Source organism: Muribacter muris, from assembly GCF_004569585.1.
In the GTDB taxonomy this organism is placed as follows: domain Bacteria; phylum Pseudomonadota; class Gammaproteobacteria; order Enterobacterales; family Pasteurellaceae; genus Muribacter; species Muribacter muris.
Genome location: NZ_SPPA01000011.1, coordinates 44,171 through 61,158, shown reverse-complemented (window position 1 = coordinate 61,158; position 16,988 = coordinate 44,171). Strand labels below are relative to the sequence as shown.

The following is a 16,988-nucleotide window of genomic DNA, read 5'->3' as shown; positions in this document are numbered from 1 at the left end:
CTCATTGAAAATAAGTAACTTTTTTGTCCAATAGTTACCGACAGGTAAGTTTTTAATAAAAATAAGGGGTTAGCGTATGAAATACTTTTCGGCAGCCGATCTCGTTATCAGCCTGATACAAGGCAAGTGGAAAACGTGGATTCTTTTCTATCTCAATGAAGGGGCAAAACGTCCGAGTGAATTGCAAACGTTACTCACAGGCATCAGTGCCAAAGTCTTGACCGAGCAACTCCGTCAGCTTGAAAATGACGACCTAATCAAACGGCACATTTTTCCGGAAGTACCGCCCAAAGTCGAATATACACTGACAGAAGAGGGGAAAAGTTTGGTCGGCGTGCTCCATACGATTTGTGATTGGGGCAAACAGTACGATGCCCGCCATCAAAATCTCGTTACCTTTTACGCGCCGCCCACAACTTAAACACAGATTGAGACCCATCACCCCAATCGTGATTTACCTGCCTTTTCAGCCACGTTTTGGCACATTATTTTTTGCAAAAAATCCGCCCCATCTGACCGCTTGTCTAAAATAACCCCCACTGTTCGCCCCTAATCTCTTCGACCTTCTCTTTCACACTAAATCCCTGTGCCATCAGATAGCCTTTTAGCGTGGCAATATTGTAAAAGGCGTGGCTCTGCGTGGTGTTTTGGAAATAGAGATAAAGCTCGTCAAACGGTTGTCGGGCAATCTGCTGTGCCAGTTGTGCCAATTCCGTCTCACCATAACGGTAATCGTGGCGGGCTTGGGCGGAATCTGCCTGCCACCAATGCGGATTACGACCGTGCAAACGCAAATAAGCTACCCGTTGATTCGTTTGAAACTCAAATGCCGGCAAGCCGATATTTGCCGGATAATCCACGTTGCACCAAATTAGATTTGGCTTTTGCCGAAAGGCGTCAAACACCGGCGGGATATGCCAGCTTGCGTGGCGAAACTCCACCGCCAACGGGTAATCGGCGAACCAGTCGGTCAGCCGTGCCAAATAATGCCGGTTTAGCGGAGTGCGTTCAAAGGTATGGGGAAATTGCACAAACAGTGCTGCCAACGCGTTAGCGTCAATCAAAGGCTGCAACGCTTGCAAAAACCATTGGGCCTGCTCGGCGGTTGCCGTACGTTTATGGCTGAAATCCTGATGTAACTTGATCGCAAAACGCAACCGCCCCGCCGCTTTCTCCAACATACCTTGCAACGCCTTTGTACCAATTGGGGCGTGGAAAGTGCTATTGATTTCCACAGTGTCATAATGGCGACTGTAATGGTGCAAAAAATCCGCTTTAGCTGTGCCGAAAGGGTAGAGTGTGCCGAACAGATCCGTGTCGCTATAACCGCCCGTGCCGAGATAAATATGGGGCATTTAACCGCCTAATTGAGCCGAAAATACCGCTATTCTAAAAGAATAATGGCATATTTTAAAATGGGGTTAAGCTATTCCTCCATTATGAAGATCGTTATAATAGCGCTTTTTTATCAAGAAGGATTTTACAATGGCAGCAACGAAAACCGTCAATCTTGCAGATATTCCTCAAGCAAAATTAAAAGATTTGCTTGAATTTCCGTGTTCATTTACCTTTAAAGTCGTTGGCGCAAGCCGTGCAGGGCTGATTGATGATGTGGTCGCCGAAGTGCAAAAGGTCGTGAAAGGCGATTACAACCCCACTTTAAAAGAGAGTGGCAAAGGCACTTACCATTCCGTATCGATCACCATCACCGCTGAAAATATCGAACAAGTCGAAACCCTCTATGCTGATTTAGCTAAAATTGACGGCGTGAGAATGGTGCTTTAAGCACAAAATAGGGTGAATTTTCACCCTTATTTTTATAAGCCCAAGGCATACTTCAACGCCCTTTTTTTCAACGGCGTTACCCGCTCGGCAAGGATCAAGCCGAGGTTACGGGCAGCTTTAAGCGGCAATAAATCCGTTTTAAAGGTTTTATAAAACAGATCCATTCCCGTTTGCATCAGTAAATTATCCGGTTTACGTTGATGTTCGTAACGTTTTAAAACCGCCTCATTTGCAAAATTCTCACCTTTTTTGACCGCTTGTTCCACCACCGCCAACAAGCTCTTAACATCTTTAAAGCCGAGATTGACCCCTTGTCCTGCCAGCGGGTTGATTGTATGTGCCGCATCGCCAACCAGCACTACGCCGTTTTTCACATAATGCTGTGCGTGTTGGCGGGTTAATGGAAAGCCGGCGTGGGCAGTTACTTCAACCGTACCAAGCCGAGTCGGAAAATGGCGATGAATTTCAGCCGCCAACGCGGTCTCGCTCATTTGGTTCAGTTGCGCAATGCGGTGCGGTGCGTCATACCACACCACGCAGCCGTTTTGTTCGGCAAGGGGCAAAAATGCCCGTGGGCCGCTCGGAAAAAATTGCTGCCAAGTGGTTGTTTCGGCAGGTTGTGCGGTCTTGACCACCGCTAATAAACAATGTTGGCGATATTGCCACGCCGTTAGCCCAATGCCTGCCCATTGGCGCACAAGGGAGTTTGCCCCATCACACGCAATCAAGAGCGGGGCGGAAAACGCAGTTTTATCGTCTAATTTCACCGCCCAAATTCCCTCGCGACGTTTTGCGGAAATATGCGAAAAACCCACCGCTTGCGTACAATTGGGATAGCCGTTCAAGGCTTGCCACAACCCGATTTGGATCACCTTATTTTCAACCATAAACCCCAGTTTATCCAGCCCTAACTGGTCGGCAGAAAACGCCGTTTCAAAGCCGTCTATTTCCCAAGTCGTCAAACGATCGTAAGGGTGAACCCGCAGCGTTTCAATCTGTTGCCACGCCCCCAACGCTTCCAGTAAAGCCACAGAAGCCACGCTGATTGCTGAAATTCGCACATCGTAGGGCGAGTTCGGTTGAAAGGTCGGCAGCGGTTGTTTTTCAATCAGAGCGACCTTTAGCCCCAACTTCGCCAACCCCAACGCCGTTGCCGCCCCGACCATTCCGCCGCCAATAACGATCACCTCTTGTTGATTTCCCATTTCATCGCCCTTTACTGAGTTTCACCAAAAGGTGAAGTTTACTACAAGCGGTCGGTTCTGCCTTGATCTTTGCAAAATTTTTACGACACAGATCGTAAAATTCACTTTTCGTGCTATCTCACCAATGTGCTTTCGGCTAATCTTTGCAATAAAGAGGGGCGTATGTCATTAGCAATTATTTACAGCCGAGCGTCAATCGGGGTCGAAGCACCGCTGGTTACAATTGAGGTGCATATGAGCATCGGCAGTCCGGGGCTATTTTTAGTCGGCTTGCCGGAAAAGAGCGTGAAAGAAGCGCAAGATCGGGTACGCAGTGCGTTAATCAATGCCAATTTCGACTATCCGGCACGGCGGATTACCATCAATCTCGCACCGGCAGATCTGCCTAAAGAAGGCGGGCGTTTTGATCTGCCGATTGCAATCGGCATTTTGGCAGCTTCGGGGCAAATTGACGGCGACAAATTACGCCAAGTCGAGCTACTGGGTGAATTATCGCTTACGGGGCATATTCGTGGCATACAAGGGGCAATTCCGGCTATTTTAGCCGCCCACCACGCTCGGCGGGAAATTATTATTCCCCAGCAAAACGCAAATGAAGCCTCGCTGGTCAGCCAAACCCAAACCCATTGCGCCAAAACGCTACTGCAAGTGGTCAATTTTTTAAATAATCGGGACAGTTTGCCGATCGCCCAGCAACTTTTGCCAAAAAATACCTCAATCTCACCGCTTGTTGCACGGGATTTAACCGACATTATCGGGCAGCAACACGCCAAACGGGCATTAACTATCGCCGCAACCGGACAGCATAATTTGCTTTTTCTCGGTCCACCCGGCACGGGCAAAACAATGCTCGCCAGCCGTCTTGCCGATTTGCTGCCCGAAATGACCGATCAAGAAGCGATCGAAACCGCCTCGATCACCAGCTTGGTTCAACACGAGCTGAATATTCAACATTGGAAAACCCGCCCGTTCCGCTCGCCGCATCACAGTGCGTCTATCGTGGCGTTGGTCGGCGGTGGATCGATCCCCAAACCAGGTGAAATTTCATTAGCCCACAATGGTGTGCTTTTTTTGGACGAATTACCCGAATTTGAACGTAAAGTACTGGACGCTCTGCGGCAACCGTTAGAATCCGGCGAGATCATTATTTCACGGGCAAATGCCAAAGTGCGTTTTCCCGCCCGCTTTCAACTGATTGCGGCAATGAATCCCAGCCCGACCGGTCATTATCAAGGCACGCACAATCGTGCCTCACCGCAGCAGGTAATGCGCTATCTCAACCGCTTGTCCGGCCCGTTTTTGGATCGCTTCGATTTATCCATTGAAGTGCCGTTATTGCCGCAAGGGGCGTTACAAAACGCACAAGATCAGCGGGGTGAAAGTACGGAACAGGTTCGCAAGCGGGTACTTGATGCCCGACAGTTACAATTTAACCGCCGTGGCAAAATCAACGCGCAATTAACCACCAAAGAGATTGAGCAGGACTGCCGCCTCCGCCCTCAAGATGCGTTATTCCTTGAAAATGCGCTGATGAAACTGGGGCTATCCGTGCGGGCATACCACCGCATTTTGAAAGTCTCCCGTACGATTGCCGATTTAGCCGGCGAACCCGATATTCAGCAACCCCAGATCGCCGAAGCCCTCGGCTATCGGGCAATGGACAGGCTATTACAGCGGCTGCAGGGGGGATAGTGCCATCAGGCTGGCAAGCAGCCTTCAAACACCCGCAGCACCAACTTCGTCAGGCAGTCCATTACGATCAGCTCGGCATTAACGGCATTGATTTCCCGCAAATCCTGCTGGGTTTGTTGCAAAATTTGATGACCTGCCAGCAGCTGTCGGGTACTGAGCTGTTGGCTAAATAACTGTACTCCCTTTTCCAGATCAAGGTTGAGCCAACCGTTAGTTATTGCCAGTTTCGCTTTAACGGCATCGCTAAAAAAGCTCTCCAGCCATTCCAGTTCGGTCAGAAGCTGCGGTATATCGGTTGAAAATGCCTTGAGCATAAACCAAACATCACGGCTTTTGTAAAATCGCCAAAAGGTTTGGAAAAAGGTTTTGCGTTGCGTCAAGCGGTCGGTTTCAAGGAAATCTTTGCAAATCAACGGACGGTGGCGGCAAAGACGCAATGAGACGTCAATGGATTGCGGCTCGGTATTCGGGCAGTGGGATTGTAGCCAGTCATACGCAATTTGATGCTCCGGCGTGTGAATTAACCACGTTTGGCAGCGGCTCTGGATTGTAGCGAGTATCGGGGCAGACAACGGCGCTTCAAGCAGGAAATAGCACTGTTGTGGCGGTTCTTCGAGGGTTTTAAGGAGAGCATTGGCCGCCGCTTCGGTCAGCCGATCCGCATCTTGAATATACACAACCGTATTACCGCCTTGCTGCGCAAATTGTTGCAAACGGGCGGTCATTTCTCGGATTTGATCGATCCCAATATCCTTCCCATCAAGAGGGTGGATCAGGTGAAAATCGGGGTGGTTCTCCGCCTGTGTCAGCAAACAGCTTTTGCATTGCCCGCACGCTAAATTGCCCTGCGGGTGCTGGCAAAGCAACCAATGGGCGAAATGACGTACCAATGTGTCCGTGCCTAAGCCAAGCTCGGTTTTAAACAGTAAGGCGTGATGCCCGCGCCCGTTGAGAAAAGCGTTGCTCAATGCTTGATAAGTTGCCGTCTGCCAAGGATAGAGTGCCATTTGTCCGCCCTAATTTGCTGATTTTAGGAAAGATTCGACCGCTTGTTGAATCTCTGCCGATACCTGTTCGATCGTTTGCGCCGCATCAATCACCACAATGTGAGGATTTGCCTGCGCCAGTTCAAGATAACGCTGACGGGTGCGGTGGAAAAAGTCAATATGCTGTTGTTCAATGCGGTCTAACGCTCCCCGCCCCTTCGCTCGCTCCAAGCCGATACGGGGATCGAGATCAAGATAGAGGGTGAAGTCTGCTTTAAAATGGCCCAAAATTGCGTGGCTGATCGTCTCCACCAACGCCGTTAAATTCCGTCCGCCGCCTTGGTAGGCAAGGCTGGAAAGATTATGCCGATCGCCGATCACCCATTTGCCCGCAGCCAATGCCGGCTGAATGACCGTTTCAACCAACTGGGTGCGGGCGGCATACATCATCAGCACTTCTGCTTTGTCGGTGGTGTGTTCGCCGCCAATACCCTCTTTCCACAGGGTACGCAACGCTTCAGCAATCGGTGTGCCGCCCGGTTCCCGTGTGGTAATAAAATCCAGCCGATGTCGGCGTAAGGTGGCGGCGATCACGGCTTGAGCATTGCTTTTGCCTGCCCCTTCCAAGCCCTCGACAACAATAAATTTTCCACTCATTATTTCTGCTCGCTTTTCTTCATTTTTTCAATTTTCAGCCAGCCCCGCACCGCTTGATTATGTTCGTTTAAAGTGCGGCTGAATTTATGCCCGCCCGTGCCGTCCGCCACAAAGAAAAAGTAGGGCGTGCTGTCGGGTTGGGCTGCCGCCTTGATCGCCGCTTGGCTCGGCATTGCAATCGGAGTCGGCGGCAAACCGTCAATCACATAGGTATTGTAAGGGGTCGGCTCAAGCAGATCCCGCTTGCGGATATTGCCGTCATAGCGTTCACCCAAACCGTAAATAACAGTCGGGTCGGTCTGCAACTTCCAGTTATGGCGTAAACGGTTGATAAACACCGAAGCTACCTGCGGACGCTCCGCCGCAATGCCCGTTTCTTTCTCCACAATCGAGGCGAGAATTAACAATTCGTAGGCATTTTTGAGGGGAAGGTCTTCCGCCCTATTCTGCCAAGCACTGTCTAACGCTTTCTGCTGCTGTTGGTACGCCCGCTTGAGCAACTCGATATCCGTTGAGTACGGCACATAGCGGTAAGTATCCGGCGCAAGCCAGCCCTCTAATGTCGGCTGCAAAATGCCAAGCTTTCGAGCGATTTCCGCTTCGGACTTGCCAGCGAGGGTTTGGGTGAGGAATTTAGCCTTCGCCAACTGCTGCCGCCACTCTTTGAAGGTTTTCCCCTCAATAAAACGCACGTCTAACTGCACTTCTTTGCCGCTGTTAAAGTGGCGCAGTAAACTTTTCAGATCGGGGATAGCGTCCAACGCATACACGCCCGCCTTAAAGCGACTTAACTCGGGGTGAAAACGGATAAAATAGGGCAACCATTCGGCTTCTTGCTCGTCAATCAGCCCCGCTTGTTGTAGCGAACGGGCAAGCTGTTGGCTGGACGTGCCTTTTTCAATCACAAAAAACGCTTCCGCCGAGGGCATAATCGGGCGGGCAGCTAAAGTGGAAAATTGATGGTAAACATAGCCTGCTCCGCCTATTGCAACGGCAAGCAAAATACCGCCGAGAAACACAATTTTTTTTAACATTGGGAAAGAAAACCGTCAAAATCAAATCAATCAAAAACGGGGCGAACCTTACTACAACAAGGAAAAAAAAGCTATGACAAGCGGTTGGTTTTTTCAGGAAATTTGCAAATTAGGTGGTGGGTCGTGAAGGATTCGAACCTTCGACCAACGGATTAAAAGTCCGCTGCTCTACCGACTGAGCTAACGACCCAAACGGGATAATCATTGAGATTGGCTAAAGTGGTGGGTCGTGAAGGATTCGAACCTTCGACCAACGGATTAAAAGTCCGCTGCTCTACCGACTGAGCTAACGACCCTTTAGACTATGTTGGCGAGTAATCAATGGTGGGTCGTGAAGGATTCGAACCTTCGACCAACGGATTAAAAGTCCGCTGCTCTACCGACTGAGCTAACGACCCTTAATTACTGCGTAACGGAGGCGTATCATACTGATTTTGCGGCGCAAATCAACCTTTTTTTTAAATTTCTAAATTATTTGCATAGTTTACAAGCGATTTTTGCCCGTTACTTAAAAACCGTCTGTACCAACAGCATATAAAGCCCCGTCCCCGCTGCCATTGACAAGAACATATTCCGCTTCCAAAAATGCAGTATCAGCACCACCGCACCGGTGAGAAAATCCGGCAGCCCGTGATAACCGCTTGTAATATCGACATTTTTATAGCAATACACCACCAACATTGCAAAAATCGCCGCCGGCAGCACGCTGCCGAGATAGCGGATATACTCAGGAATCGGGCGTTTCGGCGAAAACACCCAAAACGGTAGCCAACGGGTAAACTGCACACCAGCAACCGCAATGGCAATCGTGAGAATTTGTTCGTTTAACGTCATTTTAACGCCTCCAATTTCACCGCTAATTTCGGGCGGCGGAGGGTGAGTACCAGCCAGATGCCAATCAAGGTCGGGATAAGAAAATGCGTTTTGCCGACGGTTAAAAGGGCGGTAAATGCGATACCGAAGCCGATCAACGAACTTTCGTGGGAGCGTTCCTTCAACCAATTTTCCGCAAAAATCACCAAAAAGAGTGCGGTCATTGCAAACTCAATCCCTTTGAGCGAGAACGGTAAATAACTGCCGAACGCATTGCCCAACACCGCACCGAGTGTCCAATAAAAATGCAAATACAGGCTGACAAACAAGAAAAACCAGCCCTTATCCAAATGCGGCGGCACTTTCGCCATATAATTCAGGGAAAAGGATTCATCTACCAAGGTACTGATTAGATACAGCCGCTTTTTGCCCAGCCAAGTGTCGTATTTTTCCAACATTGAAATGCCGTAAAACAGTTGTCTGGCACTCACCATTAAGGTAATCAATAACGTATTGAGCGGCGAGAAACCCGCCATTAACGCACCGGCGATAATAAATTCTACCGAACCGCCATAAATGAACATCGCCATAAACAGCGGAAACAGCACGCCGAAACCAAGGGATTTCATATACAGCCCGTAGGCAATCCCCAAAAACAGAAAACCGGCAATCATTGGGGCGCTATAAGGCAGTGCCGCTTTGGCAGCAGCACGCACAGGGTGGGAAAGATTATCCGACATCATCACAACTTCACATCAAAAGCACCATTCTAGCCATAATCCAGGAAAGTGCAAGCGGGTGGAAATCATACGTTTTTTACAAACCGAAGCTATCTGATAGCAACGGTATTCTTGAGTTTGGACACACACCATAACCCCTACCGATAATGCCATCGTTTAGGTTACGCTACGGTGATTTCAATATTGTAATAAGCTGTTTTGCGACCTCACCTTGCAAAAAATGACGAAAAACCCACCGCTTGCACGGTAACATCACCTTTTACGAAACTTATCAATGGCGAAAAGCACTAAGTTACGACATCGTTCACCCGTTTATTCACTTCAAAATAGGACGTTAATAATGAAAAAATATGCTTTTCTTACCGCTTTAAGCCTTGTTTTAACCGCGTGTGCCGGCGGTGGCACACAACACTATGCCGCCAACCCGCAAAACGCACAGAGCGTGCCTTACACCAAAGAGCAATACGAAAAATTGGCAGAGGCAATCAATAAAAATAAACGCCTAATCATCGATCAGATGAATAAAGAGTTAGAAAAGATGAAAGGCACAACAATTTCCGTGCCAATGCAATAATACCAACCTGCCAATACCGCCCGCTCACTTGGGCGGTTTTCTTTGCATATTGCCCTTGACCTTAAACCTGCTTTAACCTTTATACTGCACCCACCATTCACAAATTAAAGGAATAAAAATGCGTGTAGGCGAACGAATTTTTCACTCGGTATTATTTGAACTGGGCGCTATTGCCGTCAGCACCGTGGTCGTATTGGGCGTCGGCAATGTGCAAACGGAAACGGCGATTGGCACAAGCGTTGTGATGGCGATAATGGCGATGGTTTGGAATTTCGCTTTCAACTATGTGTTCGACACATTTTTTACCGGCAAACGAGAAGCCCGCTCCTTTGGGCTACGCCTGTTTCATACGCTCAGTTTTGAGGGCGGCTTACTGCTTTTTACCGTACCAGTTATTGCCTACCTGTTAAACCTCACGCTGTGGCAGGCACTGCTCGCCGATATCGGTTTAACCCTGCTGATTACCCTGTATGCGTTGCTGTTTAATTGGGCATACGACCATTTAAGGCTCCGCTGGGTAGAGACGTAACCACGCTCGAAATGCCGTGCATAAACACATAAATCGGATAAAATAACCACTCTCCGCCGTCTAGTGAGGCAAAAATGGAACATAAACGCTACCCTTTTCACGACCAAGGGATCATCGGTTTTTTATATAATGAGCGCAATGCCTCCCTTGAGATTTATTTAAACAACGGGCAGAAAATCGGCTTTGACCACGTTATTTTCTTTGAATTTACCGATATTTCAATGCAGAATATCATTTTCGATCTCTATTTGCTCACGGCACAAGACTTAAACGATGATCTGTGCCACACGTTTCCAACCCTACATTTTTATCGGCACAATGATGAATTAGCCTATTTCCATATTGCCGCCACTTGTGGCTGCGAAGCAATTATCATTTGCCCACAGGCAAGGGATTTCATTCTCCCATCACCCGATTAAATAGGAGGAGATAATGCTCTATTTCGGATTACTCATCATCGCCGTTGGTTTATGTATTTGGTTTTAGCCTCGTGCCGATTTACCCGTTCAACAAGCGGTACGTTTCTGTCATCTTTTGCAAAAACAAGCTGTCTTACGCTTATTTCTCATTTATTATCATATAGTTGCGCACAAACTCATTAAAAATACAAGACTGGTTTAACATTTGTTTTTTGTTAAAATAATCGCTGTTTTATCGGTTTTTAAAAGGAAAAAATAATGAATGCGTGGATTTTATTAGCCATTTCTATTTGTTGTGAAGTGGTCGGCACGACCTCCCTCAAATACAGTGATGGGTTTAGCAAACCTGTACCGACAATCATTGCACTGCTTTTTTTCGGGTTGGCGTTTTACTTTGTTTCTATCGTGTTTAAAACTCTACCGGTCGGTCTGGTCTATGCGATTTGGTCGGGCGTGGGGATTGTTATTACCGCAATCATCGCCTTTTTCGCTTTTGGGCAAAAACCGGATTTAGCGGGATTTCTCGGTATGGCGCTGATTATCGCCGGCGTGTTGGTGATTAACCTCTTTTCAAATAACGCCGCACACTAATCCCCACAAACCACGTTATACCCTTTTCAAGCGGTTGCAGAAAATCGCTATTTGCAACATTGTTTAACAAGCGTCTATGCCTAAAATAACGTGTTATTAAACGGACGCCAGCGTAGCGTCTCTACAATTAACCCACAGTATTATGTAGCAAATGCACAAAAATAGACATTTTAACAGAATGTAGGGACACACTGCATGTGTCCTTTATAAAAATCAAATTATTTCAATAGGTTAAAATCCGGACACACGCAGTGTATCCCTACAAGCGAACAAAAAACAACTTTGTGCAACGGCTACATAGTATTGTTAAACCACCATTCAAACGAACAAAACCACAATCTTACATTGTAAAAAATCCGCAAAATCCGACCGCTTGTTGTGAAATAAAAAGAGAGGCGATCTAGCCGAACACCTCTCTTTGCTATTTTAAAACCCTGATGTTTTGCCGTCAGGATTTCTCGGATCAGAGTAGCCGTAAAAACCGCCGTCCCTTGCTTGAATAATTTGCACTCGTCCCATTGGGGCTTTGAGCTTAATGTGATGCCCTTTCGCTTTAAGAATCGCTAAAGTGTCGGGGCTAATGCCTTCCTCAATCCGCAGCTCATCCGGCAACCATTGGTGATGAATACGGGGAGAAATAATTGCTTCCGCCGGATTCATTTGATGATCAATCGTATTGGAAATGCTTTGTAAAACGGTCGTAATAATTCTCGCCCCACCCGGACTGCCGGTAACTAACCAAGGCTTATTCTCTTTTAGCACCAAGGTGGGCGTCATTGAGGATAGCGGTCGTTTTTTCGCTTCAATCGCATTGGCATCACCACCAATCAATCCGAACGCATTCGCTACGCCCGGTTTGGCGGAAAAGTCATCCATTTCATTATTCAATAAAATACCCGTTCCCTCCGCCACAATGCCACTACCAAAATTAAGATTTAACGTGTAAGTTACCGCAACGGCATTGCCGGATTTATCCATTACAGAATAATGTGTGGTTTGATCACTCTCATAAGGCTGCGGCTGACCGGCTTTAATGTCGGCGGCACTTCGCGCTTTATCCTCACTAATGTGGCTAACCAAAGAGGCGGCGTAGCCTTTTGAGGTTAATCCTTTTACCGGGATATTGACAAAATCGGGATCGCCGAGATACTCCGCTCGATCGGCGTAGGCTAATTTCATTGTTTCCGCCAACAAGTGAATAGTTTTAGCACTGTTCGCCCCAAAATCGCCTAGCGGATAGTTTTCCAACATATTAAACATTTGCACTAAATGCACCCCGCCCGAGCTTGGCGGCGGCATCGTAACAATTTTATAGCCACGATAATGACCTTCAATCGGCTGGCGGATAACGGCTTGGTAGCCTTTCATATCTTCAAGGCTAATCAGCCCATTATGTCGCTGCATTTCTTGCACGATTTTATGGGCAATTTCTCCCTCATAAAAGGCTTTTGCGCCCTGCTTGGCAATCTGTTTCAATGAATGAGCCAGATCTTTTTGCACCAATAATTCCCCCGCAGCCAGCGGTTGATCGTTTTTAAAGAAAATCTTGCGACTACTTTGCCATTTTCCTAAGGTATCGGCTTCCGTGCGCAGCAAATTCGCCAGCGTTCGACTTACCGGAAAGCCCTCTTCCGCCAGCTTAATTGCCGGTTCAAGCACTTTGTCTAAAGGCAGCGTTCCCCATTTTTTCAACGCCAGCTCCATTCCTGCCACCGTTCCCGGCACACCGACAGCAAAATGGCTAAATAACGATTTGCCGTCAATCACATTACCTTGCGCATCAAGATACATATCCCGGCTTGCTTTTAGCGGTGCCATTTCACGAAAATCAATAGCCACATTTTGCCCGCTTTGCCCGTGATGCAGCACCATAAAACCGCCGCCCCCGATATTCCCCGCGTTAGGTAACACGACGGCGAGCGCAAACCCTACAGCAACAGCCGCATCCACCGCATTTCCGCCCTGTTTCAAAATATCCACGCCAACCCGTGTTGCCAGTGCCTGTTCAGTAGCCACCATTCCATTTTCAGCATAAACCGGGTGGAAAATATCCGTACTGCTATCATAACGTGCCGCCGCATTGGCGGTCAGAGAGGCTTGCGCCGTTGCTGAGAATGTCGCACTTGTCATCACCACGGCAAGACATCCAGCTAACAAACGCTGTTTAAATGTTGTGTTCTGCATTATGTTCTCCCCATTATTCGTAGAAATCTCGTTCACCATAGCCCGTTCCGCTCCTTAAATCAACTTTAAATTAACAATAATTTAACAAAATCCATTTTCAGTCGGATAACACGCAAATCGGTATTATGTTATAAACATACAAATGTATAAAACCGCAACCTCTCATTGCAAAAATCCCACCAAATGCGACCGCTTGTGCTTGGTTATTTTCTCTTGCGCTGAAAAATCGTGGTGTTTTCTCGCCTTTTGTCCACAAATTTTGTACAATATTAAGTCTTTTTTGCCTGTGAAATGCTCACGGGTCTCTTTTAATTTGATTATCTATTTATTTTTATTGAGTTTTTTATGAGTGCAACGCCAAATATCGGCTTTATCAGTTTGGGCTGCCCCAAAAATTTAGTGGATTCGGAACGCATTTTGACGGAGTTACGTTCGGACGGTTATAACATTATCCCAAGCTATGAGGGGGCGGATTTGGTGATCGTCAATACCTGTGGGTTTATTGACAGTGCCGTGCAAGAATCCCTTGAATCTATCGGGGAGGCGTTGGAAGCCAATGGTAAGGTGATTGTAACCGGCTGTTTGGGGGCAAAAGAAGATCAAATTCGAGAAGTCCACCCGAAAGTCTTGGAAATCACCGGCCCGCACAGCTATGAAGCGGTGATGAAACACGTGCATAAATATGTGCCGAAGCCGGCATATAATCCCTATGTCAGCCTTGTGCCGAAACAGGGGGTGAAGCTCACGCCGAAACATTACGCTTATTTAAAAATTTCGGAAGGGTGCGATCACCGCTGCACATTTTGCATTATTCCGTCTATGCGGGGAGATTTGGATAGCCGTTCTATTGTCCAAGTGTTAGATGAAGCGAAACGTTTAGTTGATGCCGGTGTCAAAGAAATTTTGGTTGTGTCGCAAGACACCTCTGCCTATGCGTTGGACAAAAAACGCAGCGAGGGTGCTAAAACGGTCTTTTGGAACGGTATGCCGATCAAAAATGATTTGCTGACGTTGTGCGAAAAATTAGGCTCGCTTGGGGTATGGGTGCGGTTGCATTATGTGTATCCTTATCCGCACGTTGACGATTTAATTCCGTTGATGGCGCAGGGCAAAATTCTGCCGTATTTGGATATTCCGTTACAGCACGCCAGCCCGAAAATTCTCAAGGCAATGAAACGTCCCGGCTCAATCGAACGGACATTGGAGCGGATTAAAAAATGGCGGGAAATTTGCCCGGATTTAACACTGCGTTCAACGTTTATTGTCGGTTTTCCGGGCGAGACCGAACAAGATTTCCAATTATTATTGGATTTCTTACAAGAGGCTCAGCTTGATCGGGTCGGTTGCTTTAAATTCAGTCCGGTCGAAGGGGCGGCGGCAACTGAAATGGCAGATCAAGTGCCGGAGGAAGTGAAAGAAGAGCGCTTCCACCGCTTTATGCAACTGCAGCAGCAAATTTCAGCACAGCGGTTGCAACAAAAAATCGGCAAAACCTTAGCGGTGATTGTCGATGAAATTGATGATGATGGAATTATCGGACGTTCAATGGCGGACGCTCCGGAGATTGATGGTGTTGTATATGTGGACAACACCTCAAAAGCGGAAATTACGATCGGTCAGATCATTTCCGTTAACATTACCCACGCAGATGAATACGACCTGCGGGGAACTTGTTGATTTTAAGGAACGCTTATGTCAGAAAATAAACAACCTAGTGTCATTCGTTTTGAAAATGCGGTAAAAGCGAGAAATCACGAACAAGCTTGTCTAGAATTACTCGAAATTTTAGGCAAGATTGACAGCCATTTTGGCGGAATTAACGATATTGAAATTGATATTCCGGAACAGCTCAATGGGTTGGAAAAAGAAAAACACATCTATTTCTGTACTCGGATGGCGGTCGCTATTACCGATCTTTTCCTAGATAGTAAACTAGAAATTACCGATAACGGCGCACAACGTTTCTTTGTACTACAACGCTGGATTAATTTAATTTTTGCCAGCTCGCCGTTTGTCAATGCCGACCATATACTGCGTAGCTATAACCAAAGACCCGATCCGGCTCACCCGAATGAAGTCCATTTGGCCGTAACCAAAACAGCAATAATCAAATTCTGCATTTTATATTTGCCGGAATCCAACATTTCGTTAAACTTGGATACCATTTGGCAAACTGCGCCGGATTTATGCGCATCATTATGTTTTGCATTGCAATCACCCCGTTTTATCGGTACAACCGCTGCGTTCAGCAAACGTGGTGCAATTTTACAGTGGTTTCCTCAAAAACTGGCACAAATTCAAAATCTCAACAACTTACCAAGTGCAATTTCTCACGATGTTTATATGCATTGTAGCTATGACGTTGCCGCCAATAAACACAGTGTGAAAGGCGCATTAAATCAAGTTATTCGTCGCCATTTACTTGCAAGTGGTTGGCAAGATCGCCAAGACTTAACCGAAATCGGCTATCGCAACGGTAAACCGGTGATGGTGGTACTCCTAGAACATTTCCACTCTGCTCATTCAATTTACCGGACGCACTCCACCTCAATGATTGCAGCCCGAGAACATTTTTATCTGATCGGTCTTGGCGGTGAAGCCGTTGACCAAGCAGGGCAAGATGTTTTTGACGAATTCCACCTTGTCAAAGGAAACAGTGTCGTTGAAAAATTGGAGCAACTAAAACATACCTGTACTGAAAACGGAGCGGCAATTTTATATATGCCAAGTATCGGTATGGACTTAACTACCATCTTCGCCAGCAACACACGGGTTGCCCCGATTCAAGCCATCGCGCTCGGACACCCGGCTACCACACATTCCGAGTTTATCGAATATGTGATTGTTGAGGATGACTATGTTGGTTCGGAAGAGTGCTTCAGCGAAAAACTATTACGCTTACCGAAAGATGCACTGCCTTACGTACCTTCTGCCCTTGCGCCATCCTCCGTTGAATATCGCCTGCGTGAAAATCCGGAAGTCGTGAACATCGGTATCGCCGCAACCACAATGAAGCTCAACCCATACTTCTTAGAAGCATTAAAAGCCATTCGTGATCGGGCGAACGTGAAAGTCCACTTCCACTTTGCATTAGGGCAGTCAACGGGGATTACCCACCCTTATGTCGAACGGTTCATCAAAACGCACCTTGGCGACAGTGCGACTGCCCATCCGCATTCACCGTATCACCAATATCTCACTATCTTGCATAACTGCGATATGATGCTTAACCCGTTCCCATTCGGGAATACTAACGGCATCATTGATATGGTAACACTCGGTTTAGTCGGTATCTGTAAAACAGGACCGGAAGTACACGAACATATCGATGAAGGGCTGTTCAAGCGTCTTGGATTACCGGAATGGTTGATTGCTAACACCGTAGATGAATATGTCGAACGAGCTATTCGCTTGGCGGAAAATCACCAAGAACGCTTAGCACTTCGCCGCCATATCATCGAAAACAACGGCTTACAAACGCTGTTCAGTGGCGATCCACGCCCAATGGGACGTACTTTCTTAGCCAAATTAAAAGAGTGGGCGGAAAGCAATCAGGTTGAACTTAACATCATTACTGAACCAGTAACCGAACCGGTTAAACGGGCGCCGAAAAAAGCACCTGTAAAAAGAGCCGCACCACGAAAAACAACGGCAACGGCGGAGAAAAAACCGACAACTACGCGCCGTAAAACCACCTCAGCAACCACAGAGGAAAAACCGTTAAAAGCGGCGGTAAAAAAGCTGAAAAAGCAATAACTACGCCTAAATAACCAAAAAAC

General features: G+C 47.2%; 17 protein-coding genes and 3 tRNA genes. 9 read left to right on the top strand and 11 right to left on the bottom strand.

The window, feature by feature from the left end; translation table 11 throughout:
• Nucleotides 1–76: 76 nt before the first annotated feature.
• Nucleotides 77–421, top strand: coding sequence for a winged helix-turn-helix transcriptional regulator (locus E4T80_RS06250; protein WP_135056188.1), 345 nt, complete (start codon nt 77–79; stop codon nt 419–421).
• Nucleotides 422–524: 103 nt separating this feature from the next.
• Here the strand turns inward: E4T80_RS06250 and E4T80_RS06245 are convergent, their stop codons facing one another.
• A complete protein-coding gene (locus tag E4T80_RS06245) occupies nt 525–1,355 on the bottom strand; it encodes a DUF72 domain-containing protein (protein ID WP_135056185.1) in 831 nt (276 codons plus the stop codon).
• Between the two features lie 130 nt (nt 1,356–1,485).
• Between E4T80_RS06245 and ybeD the strand changes: the two genes are divergently transcribed.
• Nucleotides 1,486–1,785, top strand: a complete 300-nt coding sequence (gene ybeD, locus E4T80_RS06240) for a DUF493 family protein YbeD (RefSeq protein ID WP_135056182.1) — start codon at nt 1,486–1,488, stop codon at nt 1,783–1,785.
• Nucleotides 1,786–1,817: 32 nt separating this feature from the next.
• On the opposite strand, the gene E4T80_RS06235 is transcribed toward ybeD, so the two are convergent.
• Nucleotides 1,818–2,990, bottom strand: a complete 1,173-nt coding sequence (locus tag E4T80_RS06235; RefSeq protein WP_135056179.1) for an FAD-dependent oxidoreductase — start codon at nt 2,988–2,990, stop codon at nt 1,818–1,820.
• A gap of 162 nt (nt 2,991–3,152) precedes the next feature.
• On the opposite strand from E4T80_RS06235, the gene E4T80_RS06230 reads away from it, so the two are divergent.
• Nucleotides 3,153–4,682 carry a YifB family Mg chelatase-like AAA ATPase gene (locus E4T80_RS06230; RefSeq protein WP_135056176.1) on the top strand — a complete coding sequence of 510 codons (1,530 nt, stop codon included), beginning with the start codon at nt 3,153–3,155 and terminating at the stop codon, nt 4,680–4,682.
• 5 nt (nt 4,683–4,687) lie between these two features.
• On the opposite strand, the gene E4T80_RS06225 is transcribed toward E4T80_RS06230, so the two are convergent.
• The 8 genes from E4T80_RS06225 to E4T80_RS06190 form a co-directional block, all read right to left on the bottom strand.
• Nucleotides 4,688–5,689 (bottom strand): DNA polymerase III subunit delta', encoded by a 1,002-nt coding sequence (locus tag E4T80_RS06225; RefSeq protein ID WP_135056173.1) that lies wholly within the window; start codon nt 5,687–5,689, stop codon nt 4,688–4,690.
• A 9-nt stretch (nt 5,690–5,698) separates the two neighbouring features.
• Nucleotides 5,699–6,325 (bottom strand): dTMP kinase, encoded by a 627-nt coding sequence (tmk, locus tag E4T80_RS06220; RefSeq protein WP_135056170.1) that lies wholly within the window; start codon nt 6,323–6,325, stop codon nt 5,699–5,701.
• Nucleotides 6,325–7,359 (bottom strand): endolytic transglycosylase MltG, encoded by a 1,035-nt coding sequence (mltG, locus tag E4T80_RS06215; RefSeq protein WP_135056167.1) that lies wholly within the window; start codon nt 7,357–7,359, stop codon nt 6,325–6,327. The genes tmk and mltG overlap by 1 nt, the downstream gene beginning before the upstream one ends.
• Before the next feature lie 114 nt (nt 7,360–7,473).
• Nucleotides 7,474–7,549 (bottom strand) — tRNA-Lys (locus tag E4T80_RS06210).
• Between the two features lie 30 nt (nt 7,550–7,579).
• Nucleotides 7,580–7,655: transfer RNA gene (locus tag E4T80_RS06205), tRNA-Lys, on the bottom strand.
• Between the two features lie 26 nt (nt 7,656–7,681).
• Nucleotides 7,682–7,757: transfer RNA gene (locus E4T80_RS06200), tRNA-Lys, on the bottom strand.
• A gap of 106 nt (nt 7,758–7,863) precedes the next feature.
• Nucleotides 7,864–8,193, bottom strand: coding sequence for a branched-chain amino acid transporter permease (locus E4T80_RS06195; protein WP_135056164.1), 330 nt, complete (start codon nt 8,191–8,193; stop codon nt 7,864–7,866).
• Entirely contained in the window at nt 8,190–8,912 is a 723-nt protein-coding gene (locus tag E4T80_RS06190; protein ID WP_135056161.1) for an AzlC family ABC transporter permease, read from the bottom strand. The genes E4T80_RS06195 and E4T80_RS06190 overlap by 4 nt, the downstream gene beginning before the upstream one ends.
• Before the next feature lie 340 nt (nt 8,913–9,252).
• Between E4T80_RS06190 and E4T80_RS06185 the strand changes: the two genes are divergently transcribed.
• The 4 genes from E4T80_RS06185 (at nt 9,253) to E4T80_RS06170 (ending at nt 11,025) form a co-directional block, all read left to right on the top strand.
• Nucleotides 9,253–9,486: a hypothetical protein gene (locus E4T80_RS06185; RefSeq protein ID WP_135056158.1), complete on the top strand. Its 234-nt coding sequence runs from the start codon at nt 9,253–9,255 to the stop codon at nt 9,484–9,486.
• 118 nt (nt 9,487–9,604) lie between these two features.
• The gene (locus E4T80_RS06180) at nt 9,605–10,015 is read left to right on the top strand and encodes a PACE efflux transporter (protein WP_135056155.1); all 411 of its coding nucleotides are present in this window, start codon (nt 9,605–9,607) and stop codon (nt 10,013–10,015) included.
• Nucleotides 10,016–10,089: 74 nt separating this feature from the next.
• Entirely contained in the window at nt 10,090–10,434 is a 345-nt protein-coding gene (locus E4T80_RS06175) for a hypothetical protein (protein ID WP_135056152.1), read from the top strand.
• Nucleotides 10,435–10,692: 258 nt separating this feature from the next.
• Nucleotides 10,693–11,025, top strand: coding sequence for a DMT family transporter (locus tag E4T80_RS06170; protein WP_135056149.1), 333 nt, complete (start codon nt 10,693–10,695; stop codon nt 11,023–11,025).
• Between the two features lie 426 nt (nt 11,026–11,451).
• On the opposite strand, the gene ggt is transcribed toward E4T80_RS06170, so the two are convergent.
• Nucleotides 11,452–13,209 carry a gamma-glutamyltransferase gene (ggt, locus tag E4T80_RS06165; RefSeq protein ID WP_135056146.1) on the bottom strand — a complete coding sequence of 586 codons (1,758 nt, stop codon included), beginning with the start codon at nt 13,207–13,209 and terminating at the stop codon, nt 11,452–11,454.
• Nucleotides 13,210–13,554: 345 nt separating this feature from the next.
• Between ggt and rimO the strand changes: the two genes are divergently transcribed.
• Both rimO and E4T80_RS06155 read left to right on the top strand, forming a co-directional pair.
• On the top strand, nt 13,555–14,886 hold the full coding sequence (gene rimO / locus E4T80_RS06160) for a 30S ribosomal protein S12 methylthiotransferase RimO (RefSeq protein ID WP_135056143.1): 1,332 nt from the start codon (nt 13,555–13,557) through the stop codon (nt 14,884–14,886).
• 15 nt (nt 14,887–14,901) lie between these two features.
• On the top strand, nt 14,902–16,965 hold the full coding sequence (locus E4T80_RS06155; RefSeq protein WP_135056141.1) for a UDP-glucose:protein N-beta-glucosyltransferase: 2,064 nt from the start codon (nt 14,902–14,904) through the stop codon (nt 16,963–16,965).
• Nucleotides 16,966–16,988: the final 23 nt, after the last annotated feature.

What these genes read in the sequence shown, in the direction of transcription:
- E4T80_RS06250 (WP_135056188.1), top strand. Translation starts at nt 77, where the DNA reads ATGAAATACTTTTCGGCAGCCGATCTCGTTATCAGCCTGATACAAGGC.
- E4T80_RS06245 (WP_135056185.1), bottom strand. Translation starts at nt 1,355, where the DNA reads ATGCCCCATATTTATCTCGGCACGGGCGGTTATAGCGACACGGATCTG.
- ybeD (WP_135056182.1), top strand. Translation starts at nt 1,486, where the DNA reads ATGGCAGCAACGAAAACCGTCAATCTTGCAGATATTCCTCAAGCAAAA.
- E4T80_RS06235 (WP_135056179.1), bottom strand. Translation starts at nt 2,990, where the DNA reads ATGGGAAATCAACAAGAGGTGATCGTTATTGGCGGCGGAATGGTCGGG.
- E4T80_RS06230 (WP_135056176.1), top strand. Translation starts at nt 3,153, where the DNA reads ATGTCATTAGCAATTATTTACAGCCGAGCGTCAATCGGGGTCGAAGCA.
- E4T80_RS06225 (WP_135056173.1), bottom strand. Translation starts at nt 5,689, where the DNA reads ATGGCACTCTATCCTTGGCAGACGGCAACTTATCAAGCATTGAGCAAC.
- tmk (WP_135056170.1), bottom strand. Translation starts at nt 6,325, where the DNA reads ATGAGTGGAAAATTTATTGTTGTCGAGGGCTTGGAAGGGGCAGGCAAA.
- mltG (WP_135056167.1), bottom strand. Translation starts at nt 7,359, where the DNA reads ATGTTAAAAAAAATTGTGTTTCTCGGCGGTATTTTGCTTGCCGTTGCA.
- E4T80_RS06195 (WP_135056164.1), bottom strand. Translation starts at nt 8,193, where the DNA reads ATGACGTTAAACGAACAAATTCTCACGATTGCCATTGCGGTTGCTGGT.
- E4T80_RS06190 (WP_135056161.1), bottom strand. Translation starts at nt 8,912, where the DNA reads ATGTCGGATAATCTTTCCCACCCTGTGCGTGCTGCTGCCAAAGCGGCA.
- E4T80_RS06185 (WP_135056158.1), top strand. Translation starts at nt 9,253, where the DNA reads ATGAAAAAATATGCTTTTCTTACCGCTTTAAGCCTTGTTTTAACCGCG.
- E4T80_RS06180 (WP_135056155.1), top strand. Translation starts at nt 9,605, where the DNA reads ATGCGTGTAGGCGAACGAATTTTTCACTCGGTATTATTTGAACTGGGC.
- E4T80_RS06175 (WP_135056152.1), top strand. Translation starts at nt 10,090, where the DNA reads ATGGAACATAAACGCTACCCTTTTCACGACCAAGGGATCATCGGTTTT.
- E4T80_RS06170 (WP_135056149.1), top strand. Translation starts at nt 10,693, where the DNA reads ATGAATGCGTGGATTTTATTAGCCATTTCTATTTGTTGTGAAGTGGTC.
- ggt (WP_135056146.1), bottom strand. Translation starts at nt 13,209, where the DNA reads ATGCAGAACACAACATTTAAACAGCGTTTGTTAGCTGGATGTCTTGCC.
- rimO (WP_135056143.1), top strand. Translation starts at nt 13,555, where the DNA reads ATGAGTGCAACGCCAAATATCGGCTTTATCAGTTTGGGCTGCCCCAAA.
- E4T80_RS06155 (WP_135056141.1), top strand. Translation starts at nt 14,902, where the DNA reads ATGTCAGAAAATAAACAACCTAGTGTCATTCGTTTTGAAAATGCGGTA.